The sequence below is a fragment of the Bradyrhizobium sp. CCBAU 11386 genome (assembly GCF_028128955.1).
Taxonomy (GTDB): Bacteria; Pseudomonadota; Alphaproteobacteria; order Rhizobiales; family Xanthobacteraceae; genus Bradyrhizobium.
The window spans coordinates 255,159-271,301 of sequence record NZ_LBKA01000260.1; the positions used below are offsets into that span (position 1 = coordinate 255,159).

Annotated in this window: 17 protein-coding genes and 1 pseudogene; 8 read left to right on the forward strand and 10 right to left on the reverse strand. The window is 66.7% G+C overall.

All coding sequences use genetic code 11. From position 1 onward, the window contains the following. Positions 1–3 precede the first annotated feature (3 nt). From XI09_RS43130 to XI09_RS43155, 6 genes are all read right to left on the reverse strand, one after another. A complete protein-coding gene (locus XI09_RS43130; protein WP_271572369.1) occupies positions 4–309 on the reverse strand; it encodes a hypothetical protein in 306 nt (101 codons plus the stop codon). Continuing rightward, positions 300–1,775, reverse strand: a complete 1,476-nt coding sequence (gatA, locus tag XI09_RS43135) for an Asp-tRNA(Asn)/Glu-tRNA(Gln) amidotransferase subunit GatA (protein WP_271572370.1) — start codon at positions 1,773–1,775, stop codon at positions 300–302. Before gatA ends, XI09_RS43130 begins: the two co-directional genes overlap by 10 nt. Further along, entirely contained in the window at positions 1,772–1,984 is a 213-nt protein-coding gene (locus tag XI09_RS43140) for a hypothetical protein (RefSeq protein WP_027547180.1), read from the reverse strand. The genes gatA and XI09_RS43140 overlap by 4 nt, the downstream gene beginning before the upstream one ends. 78 nt (positions 1,985–2,062) lie before the next feature. After that, complete coding sequence (gene gatC, locus XI09_RS43145; RefSeq protein WP_271572371.1) at positions 2,063–2,350, reverse strand: Asp-tRNA(Asn)/Glu-tRNA(Gln) amidotransferase subunit GatC; 288 nt, start codon at positions 2,348–2,350, stop codon at positions 2,063–2,065. Positions 2,351–2,427: 77 nt separating this feature from the next. Continuing rightward, on the reverse strand, positions 2,428–3,504 hold the full coding sequence (locus tag XI09_RS43150) for an NAD(P)H-dependent flavin oxidoreductase (RefSeq protein ID WP_271572372.1): 1,077 nt from the start codon (positions 3,502–3,504) through the stop codon (positions 2,428–2,430). Between the two features lie 26 nt (positions 3,505–3,530). Beyond that, complete coding sequence (locus tag XI09_RS43155; protein WP_271572373.1) at positions 3,531–4,535, reverse strand: NAD(P)H-dependent flavin oxidoreductase; 1,005 nt, start codon at positions 4,533–4,535, stop codon at positions 3,531–3,533. A 97-nt stretch (positions 4,536–4,632) separates the two neighbouring features. Here XI09_RS43155 and XI09_RS43160 point away from each other — a divergent pair, with 97 nt between their 5' ends. Together XI09_RS43160 and XI09_RS43165 are read left to right on the forward strand one after the other, a co-directional pair. Next, positions 4,633–5,523, forward strand: a complete 891-nt coding sequence (locus XI09_RS43160; protein ID WP_271572374.1) for a LysR family transcriptional regulator — start codon at positions 4,633–4,635, stop codon at positions 5,521–5,523. 208 nt (positions 5,524–5,731) lie between these two features. Continuing rightward, positions 5,732–6,667 carry a cyclase family protein gene (locus XI09_RS43165; protein ID WP_271572375.1) on the forward strand — a complete coding sequence of 312 codons (936 nt, stop codon included), beginning with the start codon at positions 5,732–5,734 and terminating at the stop codon, positions 6,665–6,667. A 65-nt stretch (positions 6,668–6,732) separates the two neighbouring features. Here the strand turns inward: XI09_RS43165 and XI09_RS43170 are convergent, their stop codons facing one another. Then, on the reverse strand, positions 6,733–6,948 hold the full coding sequence (locus XI09_RS43170) for a hypothetical protein (protein ID WP_271572376.1): 216 nt from the start codon (positions 6,946–6,948) through the stop codon (positions 6,733–6,735). Positions 6,949–6,994: 46 nt separating this feature from the next. Between XI09_RS43170 and ruvX the strand changes: the two genes are divergently transcribed. Both ruvX and XI09_RS43180 read left to right on the forward strand, forming a co-directional pair. Next, the gene (ruvX, locus tag XI09_RS43175; RefSeq protein ID WP_271572377.1) at positions 6,995–7,480 is read left to right on the forward strand and encodes a Holliday junction resolvase RuvX; all 486 of its coding nucleotides are present in this window, start codon (positions 6,995–6,997) and stop codon (positions 7,478–7,480) included. 4 nt (positions 7,481–7,484) lie between these two features. After that, positions 7,485–8,032: pseudogene (locus XI09_RS43180) on the forward strand (AEC family transporter). 177 nt (positions 8,033–8,209) lie between these two features. On the opposite strand, the gene XI09_RS43185 reads toward XI09_RS43180, so the two are convergent. The 3 genes from XI09_RS43185 to XI09_RS43195 all read right to left on the reverse strand — a co-directional run bounded on the left by XI09_RS43185 (position 8,210) and on the right by XI09_RS43195 (position 11,580). Continuing rightward, positions 8,210–8,980, reverse strand: coding sequence for a CPBP family intramembrane glutamic endopeptidase (locus tag XI09_RS43185; RefSeq protein ID WP_271572378.1), 771 nt, complete (start codon positions 8,978–8,980; stop codon positions 8,210–8,212). Between the two features lie 186 nt (positions 8,981–9,166). Continuing rightward, the gene (locus XI09_RS43190; RefSeq protein ID WP_271572379.1) at positions 9,167–10,810 is read right to left on the reverse strand and encodes an acyl-CoA dehydrogenase family protein; all 1,644 of its coding nucleotides are present in this window, start codon (positions 10,808–10,810) and stop codon (positions 9,167–9,169) included. A gap of 20 nt (positions 10,811–10,830) precedes the next feature. Further along, on the reverse strand, positions 10,831–11,580 hold the full coding sequence (locus XI09_RS43195) for a M15 family metallopeptidase (RefSeq protein WP_271572380.1): 750 nt from the start codon (positions 11,578–11,580) through the stop codon (positions 10,831–10,833). A gap of 204 nt (positions 11,581–11,784) precedes the next feature. On the opposite strand from XI09_RS43195, the gene XI09_RS43200 reads away from it, so the two are divergent. The 4 genes from XI09_RS43200 to XI09_RS43215 all read left to right on the forward strand — a co-directional run bounded on the left by XI09_RS43200 (position 11,785) and on the right by XI09_RS43215 (position 16,137). Continuing rightward, positions 11,785–12,732: an aspartate carbamoyltransferase catalytic subunit gene (locus tag XI09_RS43200; RefSeq protein WP_014494716.1), complete on the forward strand. Its 948-nt coding sequence runs from the start codon at positions 11,785–11,787 to the stop codon at positions 12,730–12,732. Next, the gene (locus XI09_RS43205; protein ID WP_271572381.1) at positions 12,732–14,039 is read left to right on the forward strand and encodes a dihydroorotase; all 1,308 of its coding nucleotides are present in this window, start codon (positions 12,732–12,734) and stop codon (positions 14,037–14,039) included. Before XI09_RS43200 ends, XI09_RS43205 begins: the two co-directional genes overlap by 1 nt. A gap of 89 nt (positions 14,040–14,128) precedes the next feature. After that, complete coding sequence (gene plsY / locus XI09_RS43210; RefSeq protein WP_271572382.1) at positions 14,129–14,725, forward strand: glycerol-3-phosphate 1-O-acyltransferase PlsY; 597 nt, start codon at positions 14,129–14,131, stop codon at positions 14,723–14,725. A 212-nt stretch (positions 14,726–14,937) separates the two neighbouring features. Then, positions 14,938–16,137, forward strand: a complete 1,200-nt coding sequence (locus tag XI09_RS43215; protein ID WP_271572383.1) for a patatin-like phospholipase family protein — start codon at positions 14,938–14,940, stop codon at positions 16,135–16,137. The last annotated feature ends 6 nt before the right edge of the window (positions 16,138–16,143 follow it).

A 16,143-nucleotide genomic window follows, 5' to 3' on the forward strand; every position in this document is an offset into this window, starting at 1 on the left:
GGCTCAGGCGCGCCCCGTTTCGAGCAGCGCCGTTGCGATCCGCTGCCACTCCGCTTCCAGTGAATCCTTTGCCGTGGGCTGGCCGGCCTGGCGGTACCAGTAGCCGGCGTTGCCGAGATCGCCTTCGACGCGGTGCAGATAGGCGTGCACCCAGGCGGCCTCGCGGCTGCTCTCGTCCTGGACGATCTTGTGCGCGCGGTCCCAGTCGCCCTTCGCCGCCCACCAGAGACCGGCGAGCGGCGCGTTCAGGTCCGGCGCAGGCGCAGCGCCGTCGAGGCTTGCGATGAACGCGGCGACATTCACCACCACCTCGCAGGCGTGAAGCGGCCGGCGGCCTGCTCGATCACCTCGCCGAGCGAGAACAGCGTCTCCTCGTCGAAGGGACGGCCGATCAATTGCAGGCCGAGCGGCAGGCCCTGCGCGTCCTTGCCGGCGGGCACGGCGATGCCGGGCAGGCCCGCCATGTTCACGGTCACCGTGAAGATGTCGTTGAGATACATCTCGACCGGGTCGGCGCCGCCCTTCTCGCCGATGCCGAAGGCCGCCGACGGCGTCGCCGGCGTCAGGATCGCGTTGACGCCCTTGGCGAAGCAATCCTCAAAATCCTTCTTGATCAGCGTGCGCACCTTCTGGGCGCGCAGATAATAGGCGTCGTAATAGCCGGCCGAGAGCACGTAGGTGCCGATCATGACGCGGCGGCGCACTTCGGCGCCAAAGCCTTCGGCGCGCGTGTTCTCGTACAGCTCGATGATGTTCCGGCCCTGCTCGCGCAGGCCGTAGCGGACGCCGTCGTAGCGCGCGAGGTTGGACGATGCCTCCGCCGGCGCCACGATGTAATAGGCCGGCAGCGCGTATTTGGTGTGCGGCAGCGACACCTCGACGAGCTCGGCGCCGGCCGCCTTCAGCCAGGCCGCGCCCTCGCTCCACAGCTTCTCGATCTCGGCCGGCATGCCGTCGAGACGATACTCCTTGGGGATGCCGATCTTGATGCCCTTCACGGACTTGCCGATCGCGGCCTCATAGTCCGGCACGGGCATGTCAACCGACGTCGTGTCCTTCGGATCGTGCCCGGCCATCGAGCGCAGCAGCATCGCGCTGTCGCGCACGCTGCGTGCGATGGGACCTGCCTGGTCGAGCGAGGAAGCAAAGGCGACGATGCCCCAGCGCGAGCAGCGTCCATAGGTCGGCTTGATGCCGACGGTCGCGGTGAACGCCGCCGGCTGGCGGATCGAGCCGCCGGTGTCGGTCGCGGTCGCGCCCATGCACAGCAGCGCCGCCACGGCCGAGGCCGAGCCACCGGACGAGCCGCCCGGCACCAGCGTCGTGTTGCTGCCCTCACGCCGCCACGGATTGCCGACGGGACCGAAGCACGAGGTCTCGTTGGCCGAGCCCATCGCAAACTCGTCATTGTTGAGCTTGCCGAGCATCACCGCGCCGTCGCGCCAGAGCTGCGAGGTCACGGTGGACTCGTAGGTCGGCACGAAATTGCCGAGGATTTTTGAGCACGCCGTGGTGCGCACGCCCTTGGTCGCGAACAGATCCTTGATGCCGAGCGGGATGCCCGCAAGCGGGCCGGCGTCGCCCTTGGCGATCTTCTCGTCCACGGCCTTTGCCATGTCACGCGCGCGATCGGGCGTCTCCATCACGAAGGCGTTGAGCACGCGCGCGGCTTCGATCGCGGACAGATGCGCGTCGGTCAGCTCGAGTGACGTGAAAGTCTTGGCCGCGAGACCCTTGCGGGCCTCGGCGAGCGTCAGCGATGTCAAATCGGTCATTTATTGATCGGGCTACAGAAGAACGGAGACAGGGTCTTGTCGTTGGCCGGATCGTCCTTCTTGGCGGCCGCTTTCGCGGCGGCTTCGATCTCGTCGAGCACGGCATTGACGGCAACATTGGGGTCGGCAGCCTTGCCCTGCCGCTCCATCTTGTCGAGATAGTTCATGTAGGCCTGGTAGGCCTTCTCATCGTCGCAAAGCAGGCACATCGGACAACGTCCTAAGACTCTTTGTTTGACGCGTTTTCTTCACGCGAACCGGCTTCCACTTCGCTCGAAAACGCTATGTTACTCGACGACCTTCGGCACCAGGAAGAAGTGACCTTCGGTCGCGGGCGCGTTGGCAACGATATTGTCGGCGATCTCGCCATCGTTGACCACGTCCTGCCGCTTCTTCATCTGCATCGGGGTGACCGAGGTCATCGGCTCCACGCCCTCGACATTGACCTCCGAGAGCTGCTCGACAAAGGCGAGCATGGCGTTGAGCTCGCCCTGCAGATGCGGAACCTCGTCCTCGGAAACCGCAATGCGCGCCAGATGCGCGATGCGGCGGACGGTAGTGGCGTCGACGGACATTATATAAGGCCTCTCACGGCAAAACCTACCCGCCGTATAGCAGAGGCCGCTTTTGCGCCGCAACCTGCGCTTCCCGCCTATCCAGCGAGCGCCTTCATGCGGGCCAGCGCCGATTTGGCCAAATCCCGGGTCAATTCGGCCGCGGGGACCTCGCGGCCCAGGGCGATGGCCTGGCCGGCCCAGAGATTGGTGAAATCCACCCTGCCCTGTTTTTCGGCGGCCGCCTTCAGTGGCCCCAAGGCGGTTGCCGCATGGGGAAACGGCGGCGCATCGGGCGAGATCGGACCGGCCTCGCGCATCAGGCGGTTCTGGACCCCGCGCGCCGGCCGGCCGGTCATGACATTGGTGATGACGGTGGAATCGTCCCGCCCCTCGGCCAGCGCGGCGCGGCCCGCCGCACTCACCTTGGATTCCGGGCAACGCAGATAGGCACTGCCGATCTGCACGCCGGATGCGCCGAGCGCAAAGGCCGCGGCAATGCCGCGCCCGTCGGCGATGCCACCGGCCGCGATGACCGGCACCTTCACGGCATCGGCGACCTGCGGCACCAGTGCGAAGGTGCCGGGCTGCTCGGCAATCTTGTCGGTCAGGAACATGGCGCGATGACCGCCGGCCTCGGCGCCTTGCGCGATCACGGCGTCGGCGCCGTGCTGCTCGAGCCAGACCGCCTCCTTCACCGTGGTGGCGGAGGAGATGACGAGACAGCCGGCCGCCTTGACGCGCTTGAGCAGCGCTTGCTCCGGCAGACCGAAATGGAAGCTGACGACTTCCGGCTTCAGCTCCTCGACGACTTCGCAGAAGGCGGCGTCGAATGGCGCACGGTTGGCCGCGGCGATCGGTGCCGCCGGATCGAGGCCATGCTCCCTGTAGTAGCTGGCGAGCCGCTGCTTCCAGCGCGCTTCGGCCTCGGTCGTGAGATCGACCGGCGTGTGGCAGAAGAAGTTCAGGTTCACAGGAGCCTTCACGCGTTGGCGGATGAGACCAACCTGCTCGCGCGCCTTCTCCGCCGAGATCATCGCGCAGGGCAGCGACCCCAGCGCCCCGCCTTGCGCAGCCGCGATCACCAGCTCCGCATCCATCACGCCGGCCATCGGCGCCAGCACGATCGGGAATTCGGTCTTGAACAGGTCGATCAGTCGACGGTCAGGCCACATGGTTGTTCTCTCTTGTTAGCTCTCTCTTACCCTCCAGGGGAGGGTGAAGAATTCCGCGCCGCTGTCACCGAGTTGCGCCGTCCCTCAAGCAACTGCTCCGCTTCAACCGCAATCCGCTCCACGATCTCGGCCGCGGGTGGAATATCATGAATCAATCCGACCGCCTCGCCCGCGATCACCGCGGCGACGTCGAAATCACCGGCCGCCTTCGCCGCGGCATACTCCGCCGCGACCGTGGCGACATTCTGCATCAGCTCGACCTCGCGCCCGATCCAGCGCCTGGCGTGGTCGTTGACCAGGCACCGTCCCGTGAACGGCGCCGGCCAGACGTTGTTGCGTGACAGGTCGAAGATGATGCCGCGCACGGTCGAGCCGCTGCTTGCGGTGCAGATGCGCCGCTTGGCCTCCTCGGCGCCGTCGGCCTCCTGGCTCGCATAGAAGCGCGTGCCGAGCAGAGCGCCGCTCGCGCCCAGCATGATCATGGCGGCGAGACCGCGTCCGTCGGCGATGCCGCCGGCCGCCACCACAGGCACACGGCCCGCCGCGAGATCGACGATGGCAGGCACGAGATCGACGGTAGTGCGTGACGCGCCGTGACCGCCCGCCTCCGTGCCCTGCGCGACCAGGATATCGGCGCCGGCGTCGAGCGCCTGGCGCGCCATCGCCTCGTCCTGCACCTGGCAGATCAGGTGCGCTCCCGCGGATCTGATCTTGGGTGCGAACGGCGCGGGATCGCCGAAGGACAGCATGATCGCGGATGGTCCGGCGGCGAGCGCAATGTCGAGCAGCTCGGGCCGCTTGGCGAGGCTCCAGGTGATGAAGCCGACACCGAACGGCGCGCGCAGGCCGGCGAGCTTTGCGGTCTCCCGCTCCAGCCACGCCCGCTCGCCATAGCCGCCGCCCAGAATGCCGAAACCACCCGCGCGGCTGACGGCCGCCACCAGGCGGCTGCCCGCGATGACGTCCATCGGCGCCAGCAGGACCGGATGCCTGATCTCCAGCAAGCTCGTCAGCGGTGTCGCAATGGGCATGGCTCCTCCCCGATCTGGACAGCGAGGGTAAGCGCGACTAGCATTCTCGAAAAATGAATTGTTGCGAACGCTGTCATCTCGAAAACGAAACGACGCCATGGAACTCAGCGATATCCAGACCTTCGCCGCGGTCGCCCGCACCGGCGGCATCACCCGCGCTGCCGAGGAGCTCAACACGGTGCAGTCCAACGTCACCCAGCGCGTGAAGGCGCTGGAGGCGGAGATCGGCACGCCGCTGTTCGAACGCCACAGCCGCGGCATGACGCTGACCGGCGCCGGCAAGCGCCTCCTGCCCTACGCGCAACGGATGGCCGCGCTGTCGCGCGAGGCCATGCTCGCCGCACGCGACGACGGCGAGCCGAAGGGACCGCTGGCGATTGGTTCGATGGAAACGACAGCCGCGGTGCGGCTGCCGCCGCTGCTGGCCGATTTCCACCGCCGCTTCCCGGCCGTGCGCCTCTCCCTGCGCACGGCAACGACGGCCGACCTCGTCGCTGGCGTGCTCGAAGGCACGCTCGACGGCGCCTTCGTCGCAGGTCCGATCGCACACGCCGACCTCACCGCGACCAGCGCCTTCCGCGAAGAGCTGGTGCTGGTCAGCGCGCGGCGCTGGGCCTCGCTTGCGGACCTGCGCGCCGGCACGCCGGAGTCCGGTCCGACGGCGCTGGTGTTCCGCACCGGCTGCACCTATCGCCAGCGGCTTGAGCAGATCTTCGTCGAGTTCGGCTGGCCGTCGGCCGCACGCTTCGAGCTCGGCACGCTCGACGGCATGATCGGCTGCGTCGCCGCCGACATGGGCGTGACGCTGCTGCCGCGCACGGTGGTCGAGCGCAGCGCGATGAACGGCAGCGTGTCGATTCACCCGCTGAGCACCTCGCACGCGCGCGTCGAGACGCTCTTCATCCAGCGCAGCGCCGGACATCAATACAGCGCGCTTCAAGGTTTTGCGGCTTGCCTGAAGACGGATGACGACGTCATCGCGGCCTGACGCAGGCGCGGGAGTTCCGCCGCACGAAATTCGCTGCCACAAATCTGTCGTACTCGAAGCGGTCCACGCGGCGTGCAGCTGATGCGGCGTTCAGCCGTTGCAGCGCGGCATGTCGAAAAGCTTTGAATGCCGTGGATTTTCTACGTTAGGATGCGCGACTAGCCAGCGCAAAAACCATAACGAAGCCAAAACATCGGGAGGACTATCGATGCGCAATACGCTCGTGTTGTGCTGTGTCGCCGCGTTGTCGGCGATATCAGGAACTGCAAGCGCACAGGACTGGACCAAATCGAAGTGGGGACCGAACGACGAGATCGGCGCCGCCAACTACATGACGCCCGAGCTCGTGGTGAAGGCCGCGTCTCTGGTGAAGACCGGCAAGACTTACGCCCTCGGCATTCCCGTCACGCCGCAGACGCCCGCCTATCCGCCGCGCACCTTCAAGATCACCATTGTGCAGCCGGGACAGGCCGGCAGCCCGGGTCTCGGCCCCAACAAGGCGACCTATAACGACGACATCCTCGACACCTGGGTCGGCATCGGCAGCCAGCTCGACGGCCTCGGCCATCTCGGCGTCGAGCACGTCTATTACAACGGCAACAAGCTCGCCGATTTCGCCGACCCGAACGGGCTGAAGAAGCTCGGCATCGAAAAGGTGCCGCCGATGGTCACCCGCGGCGTGCTGCTCGACATGGCCGCCTATTTCAAAACCGACGTGGTGAAGGAAGGCACCGCCTTCAACGTCAAGGAGATCGAGGAAGCCGCCAAGCAGCAGAACGTCGAGATCCGCCAGGGCGACGTCGTGATCTTCCACACCGGCTGGCTCAGCCTGATCGGCAAGGACGACAAGCGCTACTCGGCCGGCGAGCCGGGTCTCGGCGTCGAAGGCGCGAAATACCTGACCGGCAAGGGCGTCGTCGCAATCGGCGCCGACACCTGGGCGCTCGAGGTGCTGCCGTTCGAGTCCAAGAACGTGTTCGAGGTGCACCAGATCCTGCTCGCCATGAACGGGACCTACATCCTCGAGAACATGGACACCGCCGCGCTCGCTCGCGACAAGGGCTATGAATTCCTGTTCGTGCTCGGACAGCCGCGCTGGACCGGCGGCGTGCAGGCGATGATCAACCCGATCGCGATCCGCTGATCGGCAAACCTGCCCACGGGCGAGGATCCGGCTGCCAGGCGGCAGGCCCCCTCGCCCGAACTCTTCTACCGCGGCCTGAGATGCCAGCGCCGGAGCGCCACCACCGCCCAGATCGCCTCGACCAGGCCGAACGGCCAGGCGCCCTGCAGGAAGCCGTAGGCCGAGCCGAGCGCGCAGGACATTGCGAACAGCAGCACGAACCAGTGGCTGCGATCCTCCATGGCGTAAGTGACCAGCATCGCGGTGACGGCCAACAGGCCGAATAGCGTCAGCGCATCCATGTTCCGGGTTCACTCCGCAGCGCGACGCATGCTATGCGCTGATGCCATGCCGGCTCTTATCCTGCCCCTGGTCGATGCTGCAACCCACTGGCCCGAACGCGGCGGGTTGATCGGCCTTGATCTGGGCACCAAGACCATCGGCGTCGCCGTGTCGAACCCGGACCGGCGGTTAGCTACCGGCGTCGAGACCATTCAGCGCAAGGCGTTCAAGCAGGACGCCGCCCGGCTGCTCGCGATCGCCACCGAGCGCAAGGTGGTCGGCTTCGTGCTCGGCCTGCCCATCAACATGGACGGCAGCGAGGGCCCGCGCGCGCAATCGACCCGCGCCTTCGCCCGCAATCTTGCCGGGCTCACCACGCTCCCCATCGGCCTCTGGGACGAGCGCCTCTCGACCGCGGCGGTCGAACGCGAGCTGATCGGCATGGATGTCAGCCGCGCCAAGCGCGCCGAGGTGATCGACGAGCACGCCGCGATCTTCATCCTGCAAGGCGCGCTCGACCGCCTCGCCAACTTGCGCGCCGGAAACGGCTGACCCCATGGCCGTCGTGATCGCGGCGCTGCTGCCGGTCTTCATCCTCATTGTGCTCGGCGTCGTGCTGAAGCACAGCCTGATGCGGCTCGACACGCAATGGCACGGGCTGGAGCGGCTGACCTATTTCGTGCTGTTTCCGATGCTGCTGATCCAGACGCTGGTGAAGGCCGACCTTTCCAAGGTGCCGGTCGCCGGCGTCGGCGGCGCGCTGCTGCTGTCGGCGCTGGCGATGTCGCTGCTCTGCCTCGCGCTGCGGCCCGCGCTGGCGCGGCTCGACTAGGCCTCCTGCGTCCCAGCTTGAGCGCGACGATCGGCCTCGCCTTCAAGCTGGTCCTGATGCCCGTGCTGGCGCTGGCGCTTGCGGCCTGGTTCGGGCTATCAGGCAATAGTCTGGCAATCGTCGCGATCTGTGCGGCGGTGCCGACCTCCCCCAGCGCCTATGTGCTGGCCCGCCAGATGGGCGGCGATGCGCCGCTGCTGGCGCAGATCATCACGCTGCAGACCATCCTGGCGGCGGTCACGATGCCGATCGCGATCGCGCTCGTGGCCTGAGGCTCGTCATTGCGAGCGCACCTCTCTCACCATTGTCATTGCGAGGAGCCCTTGCGACGAAGCAATCCAGAATCTCTCCGCGGAAAGATTCTGGATTGCTTCGCGGAGCCTGTCATCGGGCCGCGCTTCGCGCGGACCCGTTGGCTCGCAATGACGGAACGTGGGGCGACCGCTAGGCTAGCCCCCCAGCCACATCGTCAGCACCACCGCAGTCATGTTGTTCAGCGCGTGCAGCACGATCGTGAGCCAGAGCGAATTGGCGCGATAGCGCATGTAGCCGAACCACAGGCCGATGGTGAAGACCTCGGCGAGGAAGTACATGTCGTATTGAAGATGCACGACCGTCCACACCAGCGACGACAGGATGATCGCGCCGGGCACGCGCAGGAAGCCGGCCGACCAGCCGCGAAAGAGAAAGCCGCGCGCCAGGACCTCTTCCGACATCGGCGCCGCCACGCTGAAGGCGAACAGCAGCAAGATGGCCGCGCCCTTGTCGCGGCCCGATTTCAACAGATCGGTCATGAAGCCCGGTGTCGCCTCCCGGCCGAGGCTTCGCGACATCGTCTCCCAGGCCACCACGATCAGGATGAGACCGACCGCGCCGAACAGAAGCTGCTTCCAGGACGGCCAATGCAGGGCGAGATAGTCGACGAAGGAGGCCTTCTTGATGCGGATGGCGAGCCATACCACCGCCAGCGTCGCCGGCAGGCCCATGATGACCGATAGCGCGAGCGCCGCCGGCTCGCGGCCGACCGACTGGATCGAGGCCATGTCGATCGGAAGGCCGCGCAGCGCGGCCAGCAGCAGGATCGCCCCGACCTGGCCGACGAACATCGCGACGAAGATGAGAAGGCCCCACAGCGCCGTGCCCCAGAACTTCCAGACGCGCGGCGCGGGATCCGCGGGCGTCATGGTCAGTGGCGGATGCTCGGGATTGAGGGAGTCCATCAGGGGGCTTTCGTTAGAAGCAGCGAAACATCGGGAGGCCGTCATGCCCGGGCTTGTCCCGCCTGCGCGGCCGAAGCCGCTTCGGCGCGGCGAAGGCCCGGGCATCCGCGTTCTTCATGCCGCGCAGCAAGACGTGGATGGCCGGGTCAAGCCCGGCCATGACGAAACGGAGAGAGCACGTCCCTTTCACGGCAGCGCCCTCTCCAGCAGCGCGCGCACGTCACCGCTCTCCAGCTCCACCGCGCCGTACATGCTGGCGTGGTTCGCGGCGAGGCGCGTGGCGGCGAACAGTTCGGCATGGCGCGGCGACACGCCGTTGAGCGCAGCCGAGGCCGCAAGCAGTGCCAGCTTCTCGACCGCGAGCCGCGCGACGCGCTCGCCGTCGGCGCGGCGGAAGGTCTTGCCGATGAACGCCGCCGCCTCGCCTGCGCCGGGCAGACCTTTGGTCTCGGCGGCAAGCGATTGCAGCACCGCCATCGCCGCCTCCGGCTCGCGCGACAGCGCGCGCAGCACGTCGAGGCACATCACGTTGCCAGAACCTTCCCAGATCGCGTTGACCGGCGACTCCCGGTAGTGGCGCGCCAGAATGCCGTCCTCGACATAGCCGTTGCCGCCGAGGCACTCCATCGCCTCGTAGAGGAAGGCGGGCGCGCTCTTGCAGGTCCAGTATTTGATCGCGGGCGTGAGCAGCCGCATATAGGCGGCCTCCGCCGCATCGTGCGGGCTGCGGTCGAAGGCACGGCAGAGCCGCATCACCAGGGCGACGCTGGCCTCCACATGCAGCGCCATGTCCGACAGCACCGCCTGCATCAAGGGCTGATCGGCCAGATGCTTCTGGAACACGCTGCGGTGACGCGCATGATGCAGCGCATGCGCGAGCCCCGAGCGCATCAGGCCGGTGGAGGCGATCGCGCAATCCTGCCGCGTCAGCTGCACCATCTGGATGATGGTGCGGATGCCCTTGCCCGCCTCGCCGACCGCTTGCGCATAAGCGCCGACGAACTCGACCTCGGAGGACGCATTGGAGCGGTTGCCGAGCTTGTCCTTCAGCCGCTGGAACTGGATCGCGTTGACCGACCCGTCGGGCGCAAAGCGCGGCATGAAGAAGCAGGTCAGCCCCTCGTCGGCCTGAGCCAGCACCAGGAACGCGTCGCACATCGGCGCCGACATGAACCATTTGTGGCCGGTGATGCGATAGGCGTCGCCGTCACGCACCGCGCGCGTCATGTTGGCGCGCACGTCGGTGCCGCCCTGCTTCTCGGTCATGCCCATGCCGAGCGTCATGCCGCGCTTGTCCCACCACGGCGCGAATGTCGGATCGTAGCTCCTGGTCGACAGCACCGGCATCACGCGCGCCAGCAGATCCGGCTGCATCGCCAGCGCGGCGACGGAGGCGCGCGTCATCGTGATGGGGCAGAGATGCCCGGTCTCGACCTGCGAGGCGAGGTAGAATTTTGCGGCGCGGATGACCTCGGCGGCATCGCCCGCAGGCTTCCCCTCCGCCGTCCAGGTCGAATTGTGCACGCCCGCATGCGCGCTATGCGCCATCAGCTCGTGATAGGCGGGATGAAACTCGACCTGGTCGCGGCGATTGCCCTTGGCGTCGAAGCTGCGCAGTTTGGGCGTGTTCTCGTTCGCCACGCGCCCGCGATCGGCCATCGCGGCCGAGCCCCAGTGCTTGCCGAACTCGGACAGCTCCCGCTCCGCCGTAGCGCCGCCATTGGCCTTGACCGCCTCGACCAGCGGCCGGTCCACGGCGAACAGATCGAAATCCTCGAACGGCGGCGATTGGTTGAAAACCTCGTGAGTTGCGAAGCTGGGCTGGGTCATGTTGCTTCCCCGGCGCGGAATCAGTTCCGCCGCGGCTGGATCGGGAAATCATAGGCCGGCCCGCCTGCCCCCGGCAGGGAAAAATGCCACCACTCCTTCGAATAGTTCACAAAGCCTTGCTTCGCCATCGCAGCCACCAGCCGCTTGCGCCAGGCGCGCTGGTCCGGTGTGATCGACGGTGCTGCGGTATGGCCCTTCGTGTCCGTACAGTCGTAGCCGGTGCCCATGTCCACGCTGCCCTCCGGCGGCCGCGCCGCGACCGGCGCCGTGCAGTCGGCATAGGTTTTCGACGGATCATATTTGCCGGCGTTGTCGGCTTTGAGATCGACCAAAGTGAGATCGAGCGCCGCACCCGTCGAATGCTGCGAGCGGCTTGCGATGTAGCCGAGGCGAAACAGCTCGGTCTTGGGAATCCTGGGATTGTAGCGCCGCTCGGCGGCCGTCTCGTGGCCGTTCTGCGACCACGCGACCATGTCGAGCGAGGCCCGCGCCGGTCGGTAGCAGTCGAACATCTTGAGCGACAGGTTTTGCGCGGCGAGCTCCAGCTGGACCGCCTTCAACCGCAGTCCGACCTCCCGCTTCACCACGCACTCGCCGGCGCCGTAGCCGGCGAGCGGACGGCCGACGAAATTGTTGGACGTGGCGTAGCGGATGTCCTGGATGATGCCGGGATCGATATCGCGCAGATAGACGAAGTCGCCGGGCAGCGATTGGGCGTGGGCGGCGCCAACAAATGCGACGACCAAGAGCGCTGTCAGAGTTGTCTTCAACGGAAGCCTCCACATCGTCATGGCCGGGCTTGTCCCGGCCATCCACGCCTATTTGCGTCAAATGCGATAGAAGAACGTGGATGCCCGGGACAAGCCCGGGCATGACGGCGAGGATGAGCCCGCACCGACAGATCAGGGGATAACTCCCCGCCCCGCCATTGGCCCTTGCCCCCCCAGCCATCCCCGCCTATAGCTCTCGTTTTAATGACATCGAAATCGACCTTTGTCCTCGGCCACCGGCATTTGCTGGGCATCGAGGGCCTTTCCGCGGCCGACATCACCGGCCTGCTCGACCTGTCAGAAGAATATGTCGAGCTCAACCGCCAGGTTGACAAGAAGCGCACCGTCCTGCGTGGACGGACGCAGGTGAACCTCTTCTTCGAGGCCTCCACCCGGACCCAATCCTCGTTCGAGCTCGCCGGCAAGCGGCTCGGCGCCGACGTCATGAACATGTCGGTGTCCTCCTCGTCCATCAAGAAGGGTGAGACGCTGGTCGACACCGCGATGACGCTCAACGCCATGCACCCGGATATCCTGGTGGTCCGGCATCACGCCTCAGGCGCGGTGGAACTGCTGGCCCGCAAGGTTGACGGTTCCGTGATCAATGCCGGCGACGGCGCGCACGAGCATCCGACGCAGGCGCTGCTCGACGCCCTGACCATTCGCCGCAACAAGGGCCGGATCGAGGGCCTCGTGGTCGCGATCTGCGGCGACGTGCTGCATTCGCGTGTGGCCCGTTCCAACATCATCCTGCTCAACACCATGGGCGCCCGCGTCCGCGTCGTCGGTCCCTCCACGCTGCTGCCGCCCGGCATCGAGCGGATGGGCGTCGAGGTTGCGCGCGACATGCGCGAGGGGCTCAACGGCGCCGATATCGTCATGATGCTGCGGCTTCAGCGCGAGCGCATGAACGGCTCCTTCGTGCCGTCGACCTCGGAATATTTCAACTATTTCGGGCTGGACCAGAAAAAGCTCGCTTATGCCAAGCCGGACGCTCTTGTCATGCATCCCGGCCCGATGAACCGCGGCGTCGAGATCGACACCGCGGTCGCCGACGGCGCGCAATCGCTGATCCGCGAACAGGTCGAGATGGGCGTGGCGGTGCGCATGGCCGTGCTCGAAGCGCTCGCCCGCAATTTGCCGAACGCGTGATGCTCATGCTGACTGACCGCCGTCCCATCCTGCTTGCCAACGCCCGCGTCGTCGATCCCTCCAGGGATTTCGACGGCCCCGGCGATGTCCTGATTGCCGACGGCATCATCCGCGAGACCCGCCGCGGCATCGGCGCTGCCGGCGTCCCCGAGGGCACCGACGTCGTCAACTGCGCCGGCAAGATCGTGGCCCCCGGCCTGATCGACATGAAAGCTTTCGTCGGCGAGCCCGGCTACAGCCATCGCGAGACCTTTGCGTCCGCGAGCCAGGCGGCCGCGACCGGCGGCATCACCACCATCATCTGCCAGCCCGATACGGAGCCCGTCATCGACAATTCGGCGACGGTGGACTTCGTGATGCGCCGCGCCCGCGACACCGCGATCGTCAACATCCAGCCGATGGCGGCGCTGACCAAGGGCATGCGCGGCGAGGAGATGACCGAGTTCGGCCTGCTCAAGGCCGCCGGCGCCATCGCCTTCAGCGACGGCGACAGAAGCGTCACCAACGCCCAGGTGATGCGCCGGGCGCTGACCTACGCGCGCGATTTCGACGCGCTGATCGTGCATCACACGGAAGATCCCGATCTCGTCGGCGAAGGCGTGATGAACGAGGGCGAGTTCGCCTCGCGGCTCGGCCTGATGGGCATTCCGAACGCAGCGGAAGCCGTGATGCTGGAACGCGACATGCGCCTCGTCGCGCTGACCGGCGGGCGCTATCACGCCGCCTCGCTGACCTGCATCGACTCGCTCGAGGTCCTGAAGCGCGCCCGCGACGCCGGCCTCACCGTGACCGCCTCGGCCTCGATCAACCATCTTGCGCTGAACGAGAACGATATCGGGCCCTACCGCTCGTTCCTGAAGCTGTCGCCGCCGCTGCGCACCGAGGACGACCGCCGGGCGCTGGTCGCAGCCGTCGCCTCCGGCCTCATCGACGTCATCATGTCCGACCACAATCCGCAGGATGTCGAGGTCAAGCGCCTGCCGTTCGCGGAGGCCGCTCCCGGCGCCGTCGGGCTCGAGACCATGCTACCCGCCGGCCTGCGGCTGATGCACAATGGCGAGCTGGACCTGAAGACGCTGATCCGGGCGATGTCGACCCGGCCGGCCGAGATTCTGGGGCTGCCGGGTGGAACGCTGCGCGCGGGTAGCCCGGCGGATGTGATCGTGATCGACCCCGACGTCCCCTGGGTGGTCGATCCCGCCGAGCTCAAATCACCCTGCAAGAACACCCCGTTCGACGAAGCCCGCTTTACAGGCCGCGTGGTGCGCACCATTGTCGGCGGACGGACGGTCTACGAGCATGTGTAGACTGGCGGGTCCGAGCGTCGCCTTGTGTGGCGATTGCAGAGCGGGACGAGATCATGCGTGGCGTCTCGGTTCGTCATGGAGATGCGGCGATGGGGCTTGAAGCCTTCCTGCCGGTGGCCTTCGTCATCGGTTACTTTTTCGGCTCGATTCCGTTCGGGCTGATTCTCACCAAGCTCGCCGGTACGCAGGATCTGCGCTCGATCGGCTCCGGCAGCATCGGCGCCACCAACGTGCTGCGCACGGGACGCAAGGGCCTTGCCGCGGCAACCCTGCTGTTCGATGCGCTCAAAGGCACCGCGGCCGTGGTGATCGCCGGCTACATCGCCGGCCCCAATGCCGCGATGGTGGCAGGCCTCGGCGCCTTCCTCGGCCATCTCTTCCCGGTCTGGCTCAAGTTCCGCGGCGGAAAGGGCGTCGCGGTCTATATCGGCATCCTGCTCGGCCTGTTCTGGCCGGCCGCGGTGGTGTTCTGCCTGCTTTGGTTAGCTACCGCCTTCACCACCCGCTATTCCTCGCTCTCGGCGCTGGTGGCGTCCTTCATCACGCCAATTTTCCTGTGGTGGTTTGGCCACCTCGCTTTGTCTGCGCTGTTCGCCGTGCTGACGCTGCTCTTGTTCTACGCGCATCGCGAGAACATCAAGCGGCTGCAATCGGGCAAGGAAAGCCGGATCGGCGAGAAGGCCTAGAGCGTTTTCGAGCGAAGTGGATACCGGTTCGCGTCAAGAAAACGCGTCAAAACAAAATCTAACGCCTGGAAAAAGTACGGATACCGCCGCGCCTCTTCCGCATTATACGCCAAATCCTGTTCGCAACTCGAAAGCCAATCGTGGCCAGAGTGGCGAACGAGTTCCATGCCTGTCATCCTGACTGCGGACATGGCGTTACGCGGTAGCTCAGAATGAGCGAGAAGATTGTCGGCGCGCATATCGACGGTGGCTCGCAAGGTGCGACGCCCACAGCGGCGAGCCGCCTGCTGTCCACGACGGACATCTGGTCCGATGCGCCCTCGCCGCCGCCTGTCCCTGGGCCTGCTCCCGTTCCTCCGCCAACGCCGCCTGCCCCCGTGGCGAAAGCTGCCGCTGCCATCGACGCCGTGACCACGGCTGCGCCTGTCGCGCGCGATCAGATCCGCGCCGAACAATGGCCACCGCGAAAACTCTCGCTGGCGCTTCAGGGCGGCGGCACCTTTGCCGCCTTCACCTGGGGCGTGCTGGAGCGGCTGCTGGAAGAGCCTGATATCGAGATCGACACGATCAGCGGCGCCAGCGCCGGCGCCGTCAATGCGCTGCTGCTCGCTTGCGGCCTCGCCGAGGGCGGCCGTGAAGCTGCACGCTCGCGGCTGAACCGGTTCTGGGTCCGCCTGATGCACGAGGCCTCGTTCCGCTCGCTGATGCTGGTCGGCGGCTTTTCGCCCGTGGGAAGCTCGGTCGCGTTCGGGCCGACGCTGCGCTCGGGCCAGTTCGATCCGTTCGATCTCGATCCGCTGCGGCAGGCGCTGTCGCGCGACATCGATTTCGCGGCGCTGCGCGCGGCGAGGTCGCCCAAGCTCCTGATCGCGGCGACGCGGATCCGCGACGGGCAGCAGCAGATCTTTCGCAATGACGCCATCACGACCGACGTCGCGCTGGCCTCGACCTGCCCGCCCCTGGTCCACTGCGCCGTCGAGATCGACGGCGAGGCCTATTGGGACGGCGGCTTCGGCGGCAATCCGCCACTGCTGAAGCTGGCGCAGGAGACGGCGGCAACCGACGTGCTGCTGGTCCAGCTCACCCCGTCCCGCGACAGCTACGTGCCGATCACGCTCGCCGCCATCGACCGCCGGCTCGACCAGATCACCGCAAACGCAGCGCTCAATGCCGAGGTCGCGGCGATCGCATGGGCGCAATCGCACGCCGCATGTTCGCTGCGGTTCTCCAGGATCGCGGCGGAAGACTCGATTGAAGGCCTGGCGCAGCGTAGCTCGGCCGATCTCGGCCGCGGCTTCATTCGCCTGTTGCACCGGAGCGGCCGCGAAGCCGCCGGGCGCTGGCTCGGGCAAGGCGCGACAGGCGCCGAGGCCCAACGCGCCCTGCCCGCTATCGAGCCAGCACTGTCCTGAGCTTTC

Coding starts and splice junctions, on each gene's coding strand:
- XI09_RS43215 (WP_271572383.1), top strand. CDS start 14,938: ATGAGCGAGAAGATTGTCGGCGCGCATATCGACGGTGGCTCGCAAGGT.
- XI09_RS43200 (WP_014494716.1), top strand. CDS start 11,785: ATGACATCGAAATCGACCTTTGTCCTCGGCCACCGGCATTTGCTGGGC.
- gatC (WP_271572371.1), bottom strand. CDS start 2,350: ATGTCCGTCGACGCCACTACCGTCCGCCGCATCGCGCATCTGGCGCGC.
- gatA (WP_271572370.1), bottom strand. CDS start 1,775: ATGACCGATTTGACATCGCTGACGCTCGCCGAGGCCCGCAAGGGTCTC.
- XI09_RS43190 (WP_271572379.1), bottom strand. CDS start 10,810: ATGACCCAGCCCAGCTTCGCAACTCACGAGGTTTTCAACCAATCGCCG.
- XI09_RS43205 (WP_271572381.1), top strand. CDS start 12,732: ATGCTCATGCTGACTGACCGCCGTCCCATCCTGCTTGCCAACGCCCGC.
- XI09_RS43140 (WP_027547180.1), bottom strand. CDS start 1,984: ATGTGCCTGCTTTGCGACGATGAGAAGGCCTACCAGGCCTACATGAAC.
- plsY (WP_271572382.1), top strand. CDS start 14,129: ATGGGGCTTGAAGCCTTCCTGCCGGTGGCCTTCGTCATCGGTTACTTT.
- ruvX (WP_271572377.1), top strand. CDS start 6,995: ATGCCGGCTCTTATCCTGCCCCTGGTCGATGCTGCAACCCACTGGCCC.
- XI09_RS43155 (WP_271572373.1), bottom strand. CDS start 4,535: ATGCCCATTGCGACACCGCTGACGAGCTTGCTGGAGATCAGGCATCCG.
- XI09_RS43165 (WP_271572375.1), top strand. CDS start 5,732: ATGCGCAATACGCTCGTGTTGTGCTGTGTCGCCGCGTTGTCGGCGATA.
- XI09_RS43160 (WP_271572374.1), top strand. CDS start 4,633: ATGGAACTCAGCGATATCCAGACCTTCGCCGCGGTCGCCCGCACCGGC.
- XI09_RS43185 (WP_271572378.1), bottom strand. CDS start 8,980: ATGGACTCCCTCAATCCCGAGCATCCGCCACTGACCATGACGCCCGCG.
- XI09_RS43170 (WP_271572376.1), bottom strand. CDS start 6,948: ATGGATGCGCTGACGCTATTCGGCCTGTTGGCCGTCACCGCGATGCTG.
- XI09_RS43150 (WP_271572372.1), bottom strand. CDS start 3,504: ATGTGGCCTGACCGTCGACTGATCGACCTGTTCAAGACCGAATTCCCG.